General features: G+C 53.5%; 14 protein-coding genes. 10 read left to right on the plus strand and 4 right to left on the minus strand.

Features of this window, described 5'->3' with window-relative positions:
- Positions 1-28: 28 nt before the first annotated feature.
- Entirely contained in the window at positions 29-358 is a 330-nt protein-coding gene (gene zapA / locus C2U43_RS04510; RefSeq protein ID WP_003026980.1) for a cell division protein ZapA, read from the minus strand.
- A 167-nt stretch (positions 359-525) separates the two neighbouring features.
- Between zapA and C2U43_RS04520 the strand changes: the two genes are divergently transcribed.
- The 8 genes from C2U43_RS04520 (at position 526) to C2U43_RS04560 (ending at position 10731) form a co-directional block, all read left to right on the plus strand.
- The gene (locus C2U43_RS04520) at positions 526-1104 is read left to right on the plus strand and encodes a YecA/YgfB family protein (RefSeq protein ID WP_158654524.1); all 579 of its coding nucleotides are present in this window, start codon (positions 526-528) and stop codon (positions 1102-1104) included.
- A 24-nt stretch (positions 1105-1128) separates the two neighbouring features.
- Complete coding sequence (pepP, locus tag C2U43_RS04525) at positions 1129-2454, plus strand: Xaa-Pro aminopeptidase (protein WP_048215582.1); 1326 nt, start codon at positions 1129-1131, stop codon at positions 2452-2454.
- Positions 2451-3629: a 2-octaprenyl-6-methoxyphenyl hydroxylase gene (gene ubiH / locus C2U43_RS04530; RefSeq protein ID WP_103284741.1), complete on the plus strand. Its 1179-nt coding sequence runs from the start codon at positions 2451-2453 to the stop codon at positions 3627-3629. The genes pepP and ubiH overlap by 4 nt, the downstream gene beginning before the upstream one ends.
- Before the next feature lie 115 nt (positions 3630-3744).
- Positions 3745-4947 (plus strand): FAD-dependent 2-octaprenylphenol hydroxylase, encoded by a 1203-nt coding sequence (ubiI, locus tag C2U43_RS04535; RefSeq protein ID WP_008785748.1) that lies wholly within the window; start codon positions 3745-3747, stop codon positions 4945-4947.
- Positions 4948-5399: 452 nt separating this feature from the next.
- Positions 5400-6494 carry a glycine cleavage system aminomethyltransferase GcvT gene (gene gcvT / locus C2U43_RS04545; protein ID WP_048215585.1) on the plus strand — a complete coding sequence of 365 codons (1095 nt, stop codon included), beginning with the start codon at positions 5400-5402 and terminating at the stop codon, positions 6492-6494.
- Positions 6495-6519: 25 nt separating this feature from the next.
- A complete protein-coding gene (gene gcvH, locus C2U43_RS04550; protein WP_003026965.1) occupies positions 6520-6909 on the plus strand; it encodes a glycine cleavage system protein GcvH in 390 nt (129 codons plus the stop codon).
- Positions 6910-7036: 127 nt separating this feature from the next.
- On the plus strand, positions 7037-9910 hold the full coding sequence (gcvP, locus tag C2U43_RS04555) for an aminomethyl-transferring glycine dehydrogenase (RefSeq protein WP_103284742.1): 2874 nt from the start codon (positions 7037-7039) through the stop codon (positions 9908-9910).
- 77 nt (positions 9911-9987) lie between these two features.
- On the plus strand, positions 9988-10731 hold the full coding sequence (locus C2U43_RS04560) for an SDR family oxidoreductase (RefSeq protein ID WP_003825501.1): 744 nt from the start codon (positions 9988-9990) through the stop codon (positions 10729-10731).
- Between the two features lie 93 nt (positions 10732-10824).
- Here C2U43_RS04560 and bglA read toward each other — a convergent pair whose 3' ends face one another.
- The gene (gene bglA, locus C2U43_RS04565) at positions 10825-12258 is read right to left on the minus strand and encodes a 6-phospho-beta-glucosidase BglA (protein WP_103284743.1); all 1434 of its coding nucleotides are present in this window, start codon (positions 12256-12258) and stop codon (positions 10825-10827) included.
- Positions 12259-12378: 120 nt separating this feature from the next.
- Entirely contained in the window at positions 12379-13107 is a 729-nt protein-coding gene (locus C2U43_RS04570) for a MurR/RpiR family transcriptional regulator (protein WP_008785744.1), read from the minus strand.
- Positions 13108-13159: 52 nt separating this feature from the next.
- Here C2U43_RS04570 and yqfB point away from each other — a divergent pair, with 52 nt between their 5' ends.
- Complete coding sequence (yqfB, locus tag C2U43_RS04575) at positions 13160-13471, plus strand: N(4)-acetylcytidine aminohydrolase (RefSeq protein WP_048225466.1); 312 nt, start codon at positions 13160-13162, stop codon at positions 13469-13471.
- 163 nt (positions 13472-13634) lie between these two features.
- A complete protein-coding gene (gene trhA / locus C2U43_RS04580; RefSeq protein WP_071445549.1) occupies positions 13635-14297 on the plus strand; it encodes a PAQR family membrane homeostasis protein TrhA in 663 nt (220 codons plus the stop codon).
- A gap of 131 nt (positions 14298-14428) precedes the next feature.
- Here the strand turns inward: trhA and ygfZ are convergent, their stop codons facing one another.
- Positions 14429-15412 (minus strand): tRNA-modifying protein YgfZ, encoded by a 984-nt coding sequence (gene ygfZ, locus C2U43_RS04585; protein WP_103284744.1) that lies wholly within the window; start codon positions 15410-15412, stop codon positions 14429-14431.
- Between the last annotated feature and the right edge of the window lie 191 nt (positions 15413-15603).

Here is a 15603-nt window from a genome sequence, read left to right on the forward strand (position 1 = left end):
TCACTCTACCACAGTAAACCGAAAAGTGTTATTCAAAGTTTTGGCCCGTTTTTTCGGTTATGCGACCCTGATCAAGCAACGCCTGTTCGATGGTCTGTTGTAGCATCCGAATACGTTGTTCCATGCTCGCCGCGTACTCACGCGTCTTCGCTTTTTCCTGAGTTAATTCATAGCTGATGTTCAACGCGGCGATGAAAACCAACTGCTCAGTATTTGTGACTCTAGTGCGAACTTTCAGATCTTGCAATCGCTGATTGAGATCGTCCGCAGCCTGATTCAACGCATCCCTTTGTTCAGGCGGGCAATTCACTCGCAGTGAACGGCCAAATATTTGGATATCGACGGGTTGTGCAGACATGCCACCTTCCTGCTGATTGACTGCGCTGCCTTCGTCTCCAGACCGTGGGTCCGCGAAGGGGCGACACTATAGCTACCCTGGTATCAAGATACAAGCCCTTTTCTGGTCCACCAGGGTCCAAAGTGGTAGCATACCATGAATATTCCTCCCTTTGATGACGAATGCTTATGTCTATACAGAACGAAATGCCTGGTTACAACGAAGTTAGCCAGTTTTTGAACCAACAAGGGGCTGGATTAACCCCGGCCGAAATGCACGGCTTGATAAGCGGAATGATTTGCGGCGGAAACAACGACAGCTCATGGCAGCCGCTGCTGCACGACCTGACGAACGAAGGTCTGGCCTTTGGTCACGAGCTGGCTCAGGCGCTGCTGAAAATGCACTCAGCCACCAGTGATGCCCTCGAAGACGACGGCTTCCTTTTTCAGCTTTATCTGCCTGAAGGGGATGACATCAGCGTGTTCGATCGCGCCGATGCGCTGGCGGGATGGGTAAACCACTTTTTACTGGGCCTTGGCGTCACGCAGCCGAAGCTCGACAAAGTGACCGGCGAAACCGGGGAAGCGATTGACGACCTGCGCAATATCGCTCAATTGGGATATGACGAAGACGAAGATCAGGAAGAGCTGGAAATGTCGCTCGAAGAGATCATCGAATACGTGCGCGTAGCCGCCTTGCTGTGCCATGACACGTTTACGCGTCAGCAGCCGACCGCGCCGGAAGTACGTAAACCGACTCTGCACTAAGAACGAAACGCAAAGGAGAGTGTGATGAGCGAGATATCTCAGCAAGAATTCCAGCGTCGTCGCCAGGCTTTACTGGCACAAATGCAGCCCGGCAGCGCCGCGCTGATTTTTGCCGCACCGGAAGCGACGCGTAGCGCGGACAGTGAATACCCCTACCGCCAAAGCAGTGATTTCTGGTACTTCACCGGTTTTAACGAACCTGAAGCCGTGCTGGTGCTGATTAAAAGTGATGACACTCATAACCACAGCGTTTTGTTCAATCGGGTTCGCGATCTGACAGCGGAAATCTGGTTTGGCCGCCGTCTGGGCCAGGATGCTGCCCCGGCAAAACTTGGCGTTGACCGGGCGCTGGCCTTCAGTGAAATCAACCAACAGCTGTATTTACTGCTCAATGGTTTGGACGCGGTATACCACGCCCAGGGCGAGTATGCCTGGGCCGACGAGATTGTGTGCACGGCGCTGGATAAACTGCGCAAAGGCTCCAGACAAAATCTGCACGCGCCTGCCGCGATTATCGACTGGCGTCCGATGGTGCATGAAATGCGCCTGTTCAAATCACCGGAAGAAATTGCGGTCATGCGTCGTGCCGGAGAAATCACCGCACTGGCGCATACCCGCGCGATGGAAAAATGCCGTCCGGGAATGTTTGAATACCAGTTAGAAGGGGAGATTCACCATGAATTTACCCGTCATGGCGCGCGTTATCCGTCCTATAACACGATTGTCGGCAGCGGTGAAAACGGCTGTATCCTGCATTACACCGAAAATGAAAGTGAAATGCGCGATGGCGATCTGGTGCTAATCGACGCTGGATGCGAATACAAAGGCTATGCGGGTGACATTACGCGTACCTTCCCGGTAAACGGTAAATTTACCCCAGCACAGCGTGAAATCTACGATATCGTACTGGAATCCTTAGAGACCAGCCTGCGTCTGTATCGTCCCGGAACGTCCATTCAGGAAGTCACTGGCGAAGTGGTGCGCATCATGATTACGGGTCTGGTGAAGCTTGGCATTCTGCACGGTGATGTCGATCAGTTGATTACCGAAAATGCGCACCGCCCATTCTTTATGCATGGCCTAAGTCACTGGCTGGGTCTGGATGTGCACGACGTCGGCGTTTATGGTCAGGACCGCTCACGTATTCTTGAGCCGGGAATGGTACTCACCGTCGAACCGGGACTATATATCGCGCCGGATGCAGATGTACCGCCGGCTTATCGTGGTATCGGCATTCGTATTGAGGATGACATCCTCATCACCGAGGACGGCAATGAAAACCTGACCGCCAGCGTAGTGAAGAAAGCTGATGACATTGAAGCCTTAATGGCTGCGGCGCGACTGCAATGAGCGTGATTATCGTTGGTGGTGGTATGGTCGGTGCGACGCTGGCGCTGGCCATTTCCCAGCTCAGTCATGGGACGCTGCCAGTTCATCTGATAGAAGCGAGCGAACCTGAAACTGACCGTCATCCTGGGTTTGACGCCCGGGCGATCGCGCTGGCGGCAGGAACCTGCCAACAGCTGGCGCGAATTGGTGTATGGCAGGCGATTGCCGATTGCGCAACGGCCATTAAAACGGTTCACGTCAGCGATCGCGGCCATGCCGGATTTGTGACGCTGGATGCGCAGGAATACCGTATTCCGGCTCTGGGTCAGGTGGTAGAACTGCACGACGTCGGGCTGCGTCTGTTTGCGCTGCTGCGCAAAGCACCGGGCGTCACATTGCACTGCCCCGACCGCGTAGCCAGCGTGTCGCGCACGCAGGAGCGCGTTGAAGTGACGCTGGAGAATGGCGAGATGATTACCGGTCGCCTGCTGGTGGCTGCTGACGGCACGCGTTCCGCACTGGCGACTGCCTGCGGTGTTGACTGGCTGCAACAGCCTTATGAGCAACTGGCGGTGATTGCCAACGTCACAACCTCTGTACGGCACGACGGGCGAGCGTTTGAACGCTTCACGCAATATGGCCCGCTGGCAATGCTGCCAATGTCTGACGGTCGCTGCTCGCTGGTGTGGTGCCATCCGCTGGAGCAGCGTGATGAGATCATGGCCTGGTCCGACGAACAGTTTTGCCGTGAACTGCAAACCGCTTTTGGCTGGCGACTGGGACGTATTACCCAGGCTGGTAAACGCAGCGCTTATCCGCTTTCGTTAACTACGGCGCTGAAAGCGATTACCCATCGTACCGTGCTGGTAGGGAACGCCGCCCAGACGCTGCATCCCATTGCCGGGCAAGGTTTCAACCTTGGCCTGCGCGATGTAATGAGCCTTGCTGAGACGTTGACGCAGGCGCAGAACGGCGCGGAAGATGTGGGTGATTATGCGGTGCTGGCACGCTATCAGCAGCGCCGCGAGCGCGATCGCGAGACGACGATTGGTGTGACCAACAATTTAGTGTATTTGTTTGCCAATCACTGGGCCCCGCTGGTTGTTGGGCGCAATGTCGGGTTGATGGCGATGGAATTATTCACCCCTGCGCGCGATGCGCTGGCGGAGCGGACCCTGGGTTGGGTTGCACGATAAATATGACCTGTAGGCCGGATAAGGCAACGCCGACATCCGGCAAGGGTCCCCGCAAAAATGCCTGATGGCGCTGCGCTTATCAGGCCTACGGATTACAGGTTTCGAGGTACAAACAGTGCAAAGTGTTGATGTAGCAATTGTTGGTGGCGGCATGGTGGGGCTGGCGGTTGCCTGCGGCCTGCAGGGCAGTGGGTTGCGCGTTGCTGTATTAGAACAACATGTTCCGCAGCCGTTGGCGGCGGATGCACCTCCTCAGCTTCGCGTTTCGGCCATTAATGCAGCCAGCGAAAAACTGCTTACCCGTCTTGGCGTCTGGTCCGACATTGTTGCTCGTCGCGCTTGCTGCTACCACGGCATGGAAGTCTGGGACAAAGACAGCTTTGGACGCATTGAATTTGATGACCAGAGCATGGGTTACAGCCATTTGGGTCACATCGTTGAAAACTCAGAAATCCATTATGCGTTGTGGCAAAAGGCGCAGCGTTCAGCGGATATTACGCTGATGGCGCCAGCTGAAATACAGCAGGTGGCCTGGGGCGAGAACGAGGCATTTCTGAGCCTCAAAGATGGCGCAATGCTGACGGCGCGTCTGGTCGTCGGTGCCGATGGTGCTAATTCCTGGCTGCGCAATAAAGCGGACATTCCGCTCACCTTCTGGGACTACCGTCATCATGCGCTGGTGGCGACTATCCGTACGCAGGAAGCTCACGGTGCGGTTGCGCGTCAGGCGTTTCATGGCGAGGGGATCCTGGCATTCCTGCCACTCAGCGATCCACACCTGTGTTCTATTGTCTGGTCGCTCTCGCCGCAGGAAGCAGAACGTATGCAGCAGGCAAGCGTTGACGAGTTTAATCAGGCGCTGAATATCGCCTTTGATAATCGTCTGGGGCTGTGCAGCCTTGAAAGCGAACGTCAGGCGTTTCCGCTGACGGGACGTTATGCTCGCCAGTTCGCGGCCCATCGTCTGGCGCTGGTTGGGGATGCGGCGCATACCATCCACCCGCTGGCGGGTCAGGGGGTTAACCTTGGCTTTATGGATGCGGCAGAGCTGATCGATGAACTTAAGCGGCTACAGCGTCAGGGCAAAGATATTGGGCAGTATCTCTATTTACGCCGCTACGAGCGCAGCCGTAAGCACAGCGCAGCGCTGATGCTGGCGGGGATGCAGGGTTTCCGTGAACTGTTTGCAGGCGAGAATCCGGCGAAAAAACTGCTACGCGATATTGGGCTGAAACTGGCCGATACCCTCCCGGGCGTAAAACCACAACTCATCCGTCAGGCGATGGGACTGAACGATCTTCCCGAGTGGTTACGTTAGTGTCCGTAAGGACAATCTTAAGAGTTTGAGACCCGTCACACTTTCCTCTCCCGGCCTTCGCGCCGGGGTGCTTCTCTCATTTGAAATAATCTAATTCCACGCCTTTTTTCGCATTAGTTTTTCTAATATTACGTTTTTTTCATAACGCCATTTTTGACATTTTTTCCACATTTAATGTGGATTGGTGCTGTAATTTTGCGCTTATATTTGTTTGTTGTTCTGATTGATTGCTATATGTATGGAGTTTTATTCTGTTGGAGATCTGGCTGTTTTTCGCCATAAGCTAATGTGATGGTTAATTTTGACTTATGGTTTAGCGTCTGTTTCGGTGGTAAGTTCAGGACAAAGAGAACGTTTGCGTCGTAGCCCCTGGAGCGGCTGCGGTGCTGGGTTTCGTGGCGAAAATTTCACCGCGAAAGAGTTGGTAGCCCCGCTTATTCAACGAGGAAAAGATGGCTCAACAGACTCCTTTGTACGAACAACACACGCTATGTGGCGCGCGCATGGTCGATTTCCATGGCTGGATGATGCCACTGCATTACGGTTCTCAGCTCGATGAACACCATGCTGTTCGCACCGACGCCGGAATGTTTGATGTGTCGCATATGACCATCGTCGACCTGCGCGGTAGCCGCACCCGGGAGTTCTTGCGTTATCTGCTGGCAAACGACGTCGCGAAGCTAACGAAGACGGGTAAAGCCCTCTACTCCGGGATGCTCAATGCTTCGGGCGGCGTGATAGATGACCTGATTGTCTACTACTTCACTGAAGATTTCTTCCGCCTCGTTGTAAACTCCGCCACCCGCGAAAAAGACCTCTCCTGGATTACCCAACACGCTGAACCTTACGCCATCGACATCACCGTTCGTGACGACCTGTCGCTGATTGCGGTGCAGGGGCCAAACGCGCAGGAAAAAGCAGCCACGTTGTTTACTGACGAACAGCGCCATGCGGTAGAAGGTATGAAGCCGTTCTTTGGCGTTCAGGCGGGTGATTTGTTTATCGCAACCACCGGTTATACCGGCGAAGCAGGTTATGAAATTGCCATGCCGAATGAAAAGGCGGCAGATTTCTGGCGTGCGCTGGTACAAGCAGGCGTCAAACCTTGTGGTCTCGGCGCGCGCGACACCCTGCGTCTGGAAGCGGGTATGAACCTGTATGGTCAGGAGATGGACGAAGGGATTTCTCCGCTGGAAGCCAATATGGGTTGGACCATTGCGTGGGAACCTGCCGACCGCGACTTTATTGGTCGTGAAGCACTGGAAATGCAGCGCGAAAAAGGCCACGAACAGCTGGTCGGGCTGGTGATGACTGAGAAGGGCGTGCTGCGTAATGAACTGCCGGTGCGTTTCACCGATGCTTCTGGCAACCAGCATGAAGGCATTATCACCAGTGGCACATTCTCCCCAACCCTGGGTTACAGCATCGCGTTGGCGCGCGTGCCTGCGGGTATCGGTGAGACTGCGATCGTACAGATCCGTAACCGTGAAATGCCGGTAAAAGTGACTAAACCTGTTTTTGTGCGTAACGGCAAAGCCGTCGCGTAATTCATCCTTTTTTGGAGATTGATTGATGAGCAACGTACCTGCAGAACTGAAATACAGCAAAGAACACGAATGGCTGCGCAAAGAAGCTGACGGCTCTTACACCGTTGGTATCACCGAACACGCTCAGGAGCTGTTAGGTGACATGGTTTTCGTTGACCTGCCAGAAGTTGGCGCCACCGTCAGCGCGGGCGATGATTGCGCCGTTGCGGAGTCCGTAAAAGCGGCATCCGATATCTATGCGCCAGTAGGCGGTGAGATTGTTGCGGTTAACGATGCGCTCAGCGACTCCCCGGAACTGGTCAACAGCGAACCGTATGCGGGCGGCTGGATTTTCAAAATCAAAGCCAGCGATGAAAGCGAAATTGAATCGCTGTTGGATGCCACTGCGTACGAGGCATTACTGGAAGACGAATAAGATTGTGCCGGATGGCACTGCGTTTATCCGGCCTACGGTTTTATGTAGGCCCGGTAAGCGTCAGCGCCACCGGGCAATTGAGTTAGAGACAATCACGATTCACTGCACGTTTCAGGAACCATCGCCCATGACACAGACGTTAAGCCAGCTTGAAAACAGCGGCGCTTTCATTGAACGCCACATCGGACCGGACGCCGCGCAGCAGCAAGAGATGCTGAATGCGGTTGGCGCCGAGTCGTTAAACGCGCTGATCGGCCAGATTGTGCCGAAAGACATTCAGCTCGCAACCCCGCCACAGGTTGGCGAGGCGGCGACCGAATACGCTGCGCTGGCTGAATTAAAAGCCATCGCCGGGCGTAACAAGCGCTTCACGTCCTACATTGGCATGGGCTACACCGCCGTGCAGTTGCCACCGGTTATTCTGCGTAACATGCTGGAAAACCCAGGCTGGTACACCGCATATACGCCGTATCAGCCGGAAGTCTCCCAGGGGCGTCTGGAAGCTCTGCTGAACTTCCAACAGGTCACACTGGACCTGACGGGGCTGGATATGGCTTCTGCTTCTCTGCTGGATGAAGCCACTGCGGCTGCTGAAGCCATGGCGATGGCCAAACGTGTCAGCAAACTGAAAAATGCCAACCGTTTCTTTGTGGCGGCTGATGTTCACCCGCAAACGCTGGACGTGGTTCGCACCCGTGCAGAAACCTTTGGCTTTGACGTCATTGTTGATGACGCGGCGAAAGCACTGGATCACCAGGATGTGTTTGGCGTGCTGTTGCAGCAGGTTGGCACTACCGGTGAAGTGCACGACTACAGCAAACTGATTGCCGAGCTGAAATCCCGTAAAGTTGTGGTCAGTGTCGCTGCCGACTTTATGGCGCTGGTACTGCTGACTGCGCCGGGCAAACAGGGCGCGGATATTGTTTTCGGCTCTGCGCAACGCTTCGGCGTACCGATGGGTTACGGCGGCCCACACGCGGCATTCTTCGCCGCTAAAGACGAATTCAAACGCTCCATGCCAGGCCGTATTATCGGCGTATCGAAAGATGCGGCGGGCAATACCGCACTGCGCATGGCGATGCAGACTCGCGAGCAGCATATCCGCCGTGAGAAAGCGAACTCCAACATTTGTACCTCGCAGGTTCTGCTGGCCAACATCGCCAGCCTGTATGCCGTTTATCATGGTCCGGTTGGCCTGAAACGTATCGCTAATCGCATCCACCGCCTGACTGATATTCTGGCGGCCGGTCTGCAGCAGAAAGGGCTGAAGCTGCGCCATGCGCACTACTTCGACACTCTGTGTGTTGAAGTGGCCGACAAAGCGGCTGTTCTGGCGCGTGCCGAAGCGGCAGAAATCAACCTGCGTAGCGATATCCATAACGCGGTAGGTATTACGCTCGATGAAACCACCACCCGTGAAAACGTGGTGCAGTTGTTCAATGTTCTGCTGGGCGACAGCCACGGTTTGAATATCGATACGCTGGATAAAGATGTGGCGTTCGACAGCCGTTCCATTCAGGACAGCATGCTGCGTGACGATGCGATCCTCAGCCATCCGGTGTTTAATCGCTATCACAGCGAAACCGAAATGATGCGCTACATGCACTCGCTGGAGCGCAAAGATCTGGCGCTGAACCAGGCAATGATCCCGCTGGGTTCTTGCACCATGAAGCTGAACGCTGCCGCCGAGATGATCCCTATCACCTGGCCGGAATTCGCTGAACTTCACCCGTTCTGCCCGCCAGAGCAGGCAGAAGGTTATCACCAGATGATCGGCCAGCTTTCCGAGTGGCTGGTAAAACTGACCGGTTATGACGCCGTCTGCATGCAGCCGAACTCCGGCGCGCAGGGCGAGTATGCGGGTCTGCTGGCGATTCGTCACTATCACGAAAGCCGTAACGAAGGCCACCGCGATATCTGTCTGATCCCGGCTTCTGCCCACGGCACCAACCCGGCATCCGCACAGATGGCGGGGATGCAGGTTGTGGTTGTCGCTTGTGATAAGAACGGCAACATCGACCTGGACGATCTGCGAGCAAAAGCAGAACAACATGCTGCGAATCTCTCCTGCATCATGGTGACCTATCCGTCTACTCACGGCGTGTATGAAGAAACGATCCGTGAAGTGTGCGACGTTGTACACCAGTTTGGCGGCCAGGTTTACCTCGATGGCGCGAACATGAACGCTCAGGTTGGGATCACCACGCCGGGCTTTATCGGCGCAGATGTCTCGCACCTCAACCTGCATAAAACATTCTGCATTCCGCACGGCGGCGGCGGCCCAGGTATGGGACCGATTGGCGTCAAATCACATCTGGCACCGTTCGTACCGGGTCACAGCGTAGTGCAGATTGAAGGAATGCTCACCCGTCAGGGCGCAGTTTCTGCGGCGCCGTTCGGTAGTGCATCCATTCTGCCGATCAGCTGGATGTACATCCGTATGATGGGTGCAGAAGGTCTGAAGCAGGCAAGCCAGGTGGCTATCCTTAACGCTAACTACATTGCCAGCCGTCTGAAAGATGCTTATCCGGTACTGTATACCGGTCGCGACGGTCGCGTGGCGCATGAATGCATTCTCGATATTCGCCCACTGAAAGAAGAGACCGGCATCAGCGAACTGGATATTGCCAAGCGTCTGATCGATTACGGTTTCCATGCGCCGACTATGTCATTCCCGGTCGCGGGTACCCTGATGGTTGAACCGACTGAATCTGAAAGCAAAGTGGAACTTGATCGCTTTATCAATGCGATGCTGGCAATCCGCGCTGAAATCGATCGCGTGAAAGCCGGTGAATGGTCACTGGAAGATAACCCGCTGGTTAACTCACCGCACACGCAAAACGAGCTGGTCGCGGAGTGGAATCACGGTTATAGCCGCGAAATCGCCGTCTTCCCGGCTGGTGTGGCGAACAAATACTGGCCGACCGTGAAACGCCTTGATGATGTTTACGGTGACCGTAACCTGTTCTGCTCCTGCGTGCCGATGAGCGAATATCAGTAACTTTTCCGCGCAGTAAAGCTTTTGTAGGCCGGGTAAGGCGAAGTCGCCTCCCGGCTTTTTCATATCTGGAGGTATCCATGGGAATCGCACTGGTTACTGGCGGCAGTCGCGGCATCGGGCGGGCAACCGCGCTGCAGTTAGCGCAAGAGGGTTACACGGTTGCGGTTAACTTTCATCACAATATCCGTGCGGCAACGGAGGTGGTGAATACTATTGTCGCTGCCGGGGGAAAGGCGTTTGCTCTACGGGCTGATATCAGCGATGAAAGCCAGGTTGTGGCAATGTTTGAATCTATTGACCGCGAAGGTGAACCACTGACTGCGTTAGTTAATAATGCCGGGATTTTGTTTGAACAGAGCACGGTGGAAAGCCTAACCGCCGAAAGAATTAACCGCGTGCTGGCGACCAATGTTACCGGCTATTTTTTGTGTTGTCGGGAAGCGGTAAAGCGCATGTCGTTCAAACACGGAGGGCAAGGCGGGGCGATTGTGAATGTCTCTTCGGCGGCATCGCGGCTTGGTGCGCCATTCGAATATGTTGATTACGCGGCCTCAAAAGGCGCTGTGGACACACTCACCACCGGCCTTGCTCTGGAGGTTGCGGCGCAAGGGATCCGCGTAAACTGCGTACGACCTGGTCTTATCTACACTGAAATGCACGCTTCAGGCGGCGAGCCGGGAAGGGTCGATCGCGTGAAATCGATGTTGCCGATGCAGCGCGGAGGACAACCGGAGGAGGTCGCGCAGGCGATTACCTGGCTGCTGAGCGAGAAGGCGTCATACGTAACGGGCAGTTTTCTGGAACTGGCTGGCGGGAAGTAGGATTTAATCGCCGGATGGCGCTATGCTTATCCGGCCTACGGGAATTTAATCTGTAGGCTGGATAAGGCGTATACGCCGCCATCCGGCAGAAAATCAAAGTTTCTCGCCGTTGCTGGCAATCACCTCTTTGTACCAGTTAAAACTTTTCTTGCGTGAACGCGACATATCGCCGGTGCCGTCGTCGTGTTTGTTCACGTAGATAAAGCCGTAACGTTTGCTGTACTGACCGGTGGTGAACGAGACACAGTCGATGCAGCCCCACGGCGTGTAGCCCATCAGGTCTACGCCATCATAGGTTACCGCTTTCATCATCTCTTCAACGTGGGCGCGCAAATAGTCGATGCGATAGTCGTCGTTGATGCTGCCGTCTTCTTCCACTTTGTCGTAGGCACCAAATCCGTTTTCTACGATAAATAGCGGTTTCTGATAGCGCTCATACAGTTCACATAAGGCGTAACGCAGACCGACCGGATCAATCTGCCAGCCCCAGTCGGACGCTTTTACGTGCGGGTTCGGTACGCTGCCCTCAAAACCAGAAATGGCATCGCCGCTGCCGCCTTCCGCTTTTACCGCGTTGGTCATGTAGTAACTGAATCCGAGATAGTCACAGGTGCCTTCACGCAGGATTTGCTCATCTCCGGCTTCCATTCGGATGTTGAATTCGCGGCGTTCCCACTCGTTCAGTACATATGATGGATAGTAGCCGCGCAGTTGAACGTCGGTGAAAACGTAGCGCTCACGCATCGATTCCTGCGCGAACATCACATCTTCAGGCTTACAGGAGAACGGGTACAGCGGCACCATCGCCAGCATGCATCCGACTTTCATTTCCGGGTTGATGCGGCGTGCGGCTTTCACTGCCAGAGCGCTGGCCACGAACTGGTGATGCAGCACCTGGTACATGGTTTCTTCCGGGTTTTCATGCTCGGTATACACCACGCCGGAGCAGCAATAACCAAACAGCGGTGCGCGCCAGTTGCGCTGGTTGTTGATCTCGTTAAAGGTCATCCAGTATTTGACCTTGTGCTTGTAGCGCTCAAAAACGACTTCAGCAAATCGGACAAAGAAATCGACGACTTTACGATTGGTCCAGCTACCGTATTGTTGAACCAGGTGCAGCGGCATTTCAAAGTGGGAAAGGGTGATGACCGGTTCGATGTTGTACTTCAGCAGTTCATCGAACATGTCGTCGTAGAACTTTAGCCCTTCTTCATTCGGCTGGCTTTCATCCCCTTTGGGGAAGATACGCGTCCAGGCGATTGAGGTACGGAAGCATTTGAAGCCCATCTCGGCAAACAGCTTAATGTCTTCTTTGTAATGACCGTAAAAATCGACGGCTTCGTGGTTGGGGTAGTACTTACCGGGCACAACTTCCTGAGTGATTTCTCGCGGAACGCCGTGCGCACCACCGGTCAGTACATCGCAAATACTGGGGCCTTTGCCACCTTTGTTCCAGCCGCCTTCAACCTGGTGCGCCGCAACCGCGCCGCCCCATAAAAAATCTTTTGGTAAGGTAAGTTTTTTCATCTGCGCTCAGTCTCAAATTAATACAATCTGATTTTGAGTCTAACAAAGGAAAGATAAATGTCACGATATAACAAAATAGCGCTAATGTGATTTGTTACATCCAAAAAACAGATTGTTTTTTTACGCTATTCTTTTCGCCAGCTTGCGGCCGAGTGACTCCAGAATATAAATAACAGGGATCTGTGTGGTTATATCGTATACCCCGGCAATGCGCGTCTGTGGAACGTGCCAGGAGAGATTAAAGTCAGCCAATTTGGCCAGCCGCGAATGTTCATGACTGGTGACAGACAGGACCTTACAGTTATGCAGGCTGAATTGGCTGGCAAAACGCAGGATCTCTTCTGTTTCACCGGAAACGGAAAGCACGATCGCCAGCGCGTTTCTGGCCATGTCATTCGTTACCGGGAAATAAGGATCATCAATGTGATTACTGAATTTTCCAACGTTTGAGAAAAAACGTGCGCCATATTTGGCTAAGGCTCCGGATGTTCCCGCTCCGACGAATATAATACGTTCGGAAGATAATATAATATCAACAGCCTGATCGAGCAGGTTATCGAACTCATCATTATTAACGCCTTTAAAGAAGCTGATAATTTCGCTGGCACCGAAATTAGCCTGTTGCGGTTCATTCTGCTCTAAATATAATTTGAAGCGCACGCGAAATTCTGAGTAACCTTCACACTTAAGCTTGCGGCAAAAGCGCAGTACGGTGGTAGTGGAAACACCCACGGCATCGGCCAGTTCGCGAATGGTCATGTACATGACTTTGTCACGGTTTTTGATGACATAGTTGTAGACCAGCATCTCAAGATTGTTGAGACTGGCGATGGCAGCGTGGGAGAACATACTCACAATGGCAAAACTCACTCATCAGACTTCATCTACAGGGAATAATAACATGCAGCCAAATGACATCACTTTTTTTCAGCGTTTCCAGGATGACATTCTGGCCGGACGCAAGACCATCACTATCCGTGACGAGTCTGAATCACACTTCAAAGCCGGGGACATTTTACGGGTTGGGCGCTTCGAAGATGACGGTTACTTCTGCACGATTGAGGTTGTTGGCACCTCAACCGTCACGCTGGATACGCTGACGGATAAACATGCCCAGCAGGAAAATATGACGCTTGAAGAACTTAAACATGTCATTGCCGAGATTTACCCGGATCAGACGCAATTTTATGTGATTGATTTTAAATGTCTTTGATTTTAATGGTACGCATGTTAGCTGAAATTTAAAAACTAACACCATGATTTTTATTGATAAATATTTATCTGGTAATTATTTTAGCTAACAGGTGTTCACTGGAACCATTCTCAGTTACGCTAGAGGAGCAATCACGATAGTGTTCGTTTCTCGGGAGTAAGTTATGGTTCAGAAGCCATTAATCGCGCAGGGATATTCGCTGGCAGAGGAAATAGCCAACAGCATCAGTCACGGTATCGGGCTGGTGTTTGGGATTGTCGGACTGGTGTTGTTGCTGGTTCAGGCAGTGGATACCAATGCCAGCGCTATGGCGATTACCAGCTATAGCCTGTACGGCGGCAGCATGATCCTGCTGTTCCTCGCCTCAACCTTGTATCACGCGATCCCCCATCAGAGAGCGAAAGTCTGGCTGAAAAAATTCGACCACTGCGCGATTTATCTGCTGATTGCCGGGACCTACACGCCATTTCTGCTGGTGGGGCTTGATTCGCCGCTGGCACGTGGACTTATGATTGTTATCTGGAGCCTGGCGCTAATCGGTATTTTATTCAAACTGACCATCGCACACCGGTTTAAAATTCTGTCGCTGGTGACTTACCTGACAATGGGCTGGCTTTCGCTGATTGTGGTGTATCAACTGGCGGTGAAGTTGGCGGCGGGAGGCGTGACGTTGCTGGCTGTTGGCGGTGTGGTGTATTCGCTGGGCGTAATTTTCTACGTCTGTAAGCGTATTCCTTATAACCATGCGATCTGGCACGGTTTTGTGCTGGGCGGCAGCGTTTGCCACTTCCTGGCGATCTATCTGTACGTGGGGCAACACGCATAGATTCAGTGCAACCCCGGGGGCGGCGTAAACGCCTCGCCCGGGCTGTATTTTGTTGGCCGGACGAGGCAATGCCGCAATTCGGCGGCCTGTGCCGAATTGCCTAATGGCGCTGCACTTATCAGGCCTACCAATTACTCTTCGTCTAACGAATATGGCAGCGGTACGATACGCAGCGTTTTTGCGTCGTCACGGACGCGGAACACGCTGTCGGCCTCCATGTCGTTATTCATCACAACCTGCACCAGTACCTGACCATCGGCCAGTTGTACTGCAGCAAGTACGGTACCAGTACGGCGCCAGTTCTCGCCCATTTTTAATTCAAGGTCTTCGCCCGCTTCCGGTACCCGACTGGCGGCACCTGCCAGAGTCCACATGGCGCGTTTGTTGGCTCCGCGGAATTTTGCACGAGCCACCATTTCCTGACCGGTGTAGCAGCCTTTTTTAAAGCTGATCCCGCCCAGAGCCTGCAGATTGGTAGCCTGTGGAATAAACTGTGCACTGTTGGCTGTATCAATCACGGGGATACCCGCTTCGATATCCAGCGCCAGCCACTGCTGGCTGTTATTTAACTCAGCTTCGCCACGCAGCTTTTCAACCAAGGTTTCTGCTGTGGTGGCATCAACGATCAGCAGAAAACGTTCGGCAGGGTGTTCGAACCACAATACCGTGGAGGCACCTTCGGTAATGACCTGCTTATCACTGTTCGGTAATTCGCTAAAGAGATTGGCCAGCGCTGCACGTGCCTGGTATCCCGCTACGCCCAGCAAGACGCGCTCGTCGTCTGGGGCGATCGCCACCTTCGAGAAGACCGCGTATTTTTTCAGCTCAGTGAGCTGCGCATCACGCAGGCTACGGCGCTCAAGCCATGCAAAACCGTCACCCTGGCGGAACAGACGCAGGTTGCTCCACATTTTACCTTTGGCGTCACAATGTGCAGCCAACAGGTGCTGATGCTCGGTCATCTGGCTGACATCCGCCGTGACCTGACCCTGAATATACTTCTCACTGTCGACACCGGTGATGGTGGCGAGCGCCCAGTCATCGAGCGTCATTAGCGTCAGAGGTAAACGCGTTGACGCAAAAGGCTGGCGAGGAGGAAAAGATGTAAAAGCCATAATAATGTCCTGATTTGCTTAACGCAGTGATGATGACTAATGGTAAAAGAGCTATGGCCCATTGCAAGCGGTTTAAACAGGCTATTTGTGCCATATATTGTGCTTTGCGAGGAGACATCCAAAATTGGTGAATCCTTTGGCTTAATAAGGTTTTATTTAGCGAGCGAGCTTCAGTTTACTGATATTCCCGT

The organism is Citrobacter freundii complex sp. CFNIH9 (assembly GCF_002903305.1).
Lineage (GTDB): Bacteria > Pseudomonadota > Gammaproteobacteria > Enterobacterales > Enterobacteriaceae > Citrobacter > Citrobacter portucalensis.

What these genes read in the sequence shown, in the direction of transcription:
- trhA (WP_071445549.1), top strand. Translation starts at nt 13,635, where the DNA reads ATGGTTCAGAAGCCATTAATCGCGCAGGGATATTCGCTGGCAGAGGAA.
- C2U43_RS04570 (WP_008785744.1), bottom strand. Translation starts at nt 13,107, where the DNA reads ATGTTCTCCCACGCTGCCATCGCCAGTCTCAACAATCTTGAGATGCTG.
- bglA (WP_103284743.1), bottom strand. Translation starts at nt 12,258, where the DNA reads ATGAAAAAACTTACCTTACCAAAAGATTTTTTATGGGGCGGCGCGGTT.
- ygfZ (WP_103284744.1), bottom strand. Translation starts at nt 15,412, where the DNA reads ATGGCTTTTACATCTTTTCCTCCTCGCCAGCCTTTTGCGTCAACGCGT.
- pepP (WP_048215582.1), top strand. Translation starts at nt 1,129, where the DNA reads ATGAGCGAGATATCTCAGCAAGAATTCCAGCGTCGTCGCCAGGCTTTA.
- gcvH (WP_003026965.1), top strand. Translation starts at nt 6,520, where the DNA reads ATGAGCAACGTACCTGCAGAACTGAAATACAGCAAAGAACACGAATGG.
- C2U43_RS04560 (WP_003825501.1), top strand. Translation starts at nt 9,988, where the DNA reads ATGGGAATCGCACTGGTTACTGGCGGCAGTCGCGGCATCGGGCGGGCA.
- gcvT (WP_048215585.1), top strand. Translation starts at nt 5,400, where the DNA reads ATGGCTCAACAGACTCCTTTGTACGAACAACACACGCTATGTGGCGCG.
- gcvP (WP_103284742.1), top strand. Translation starts at nt 7,037, where the DNA reads ATGACACAGACGTTAAGCCAGCTTGAAAACAGCGGCGCTTTCATTGAA.
- yqfB (WP_048225466.1), top strand. Translation starts at nt 13,160, where the DNA reads ATGCAGCCAAATGACATCACTTTTTTTCAGCGTTTCCAGGATGACATT.
- ubiH (WP_103284741.1), top strand. Translation starts at nt 2,451, where the DNA reads ATGAGCGTGATTATCGTTGGTGGTGGTATGGTCGGTGCGACGCTGGCG.
- zapA (WP_003026980.1), bottom strand. Translation starts at nt 358, where the DNA reads ATGTCTGCACAACCCGTCGATATCCAAATATTTGGCCGTTCACTGCGA.
- C2U43_RS04520 (WP_158654524.1), top strand. Translation starts at nt 526, where the DNA reads ATGTCTATACAGAACGAAATGCCTGGTTACAACGAAGTTAGCCAGTTT.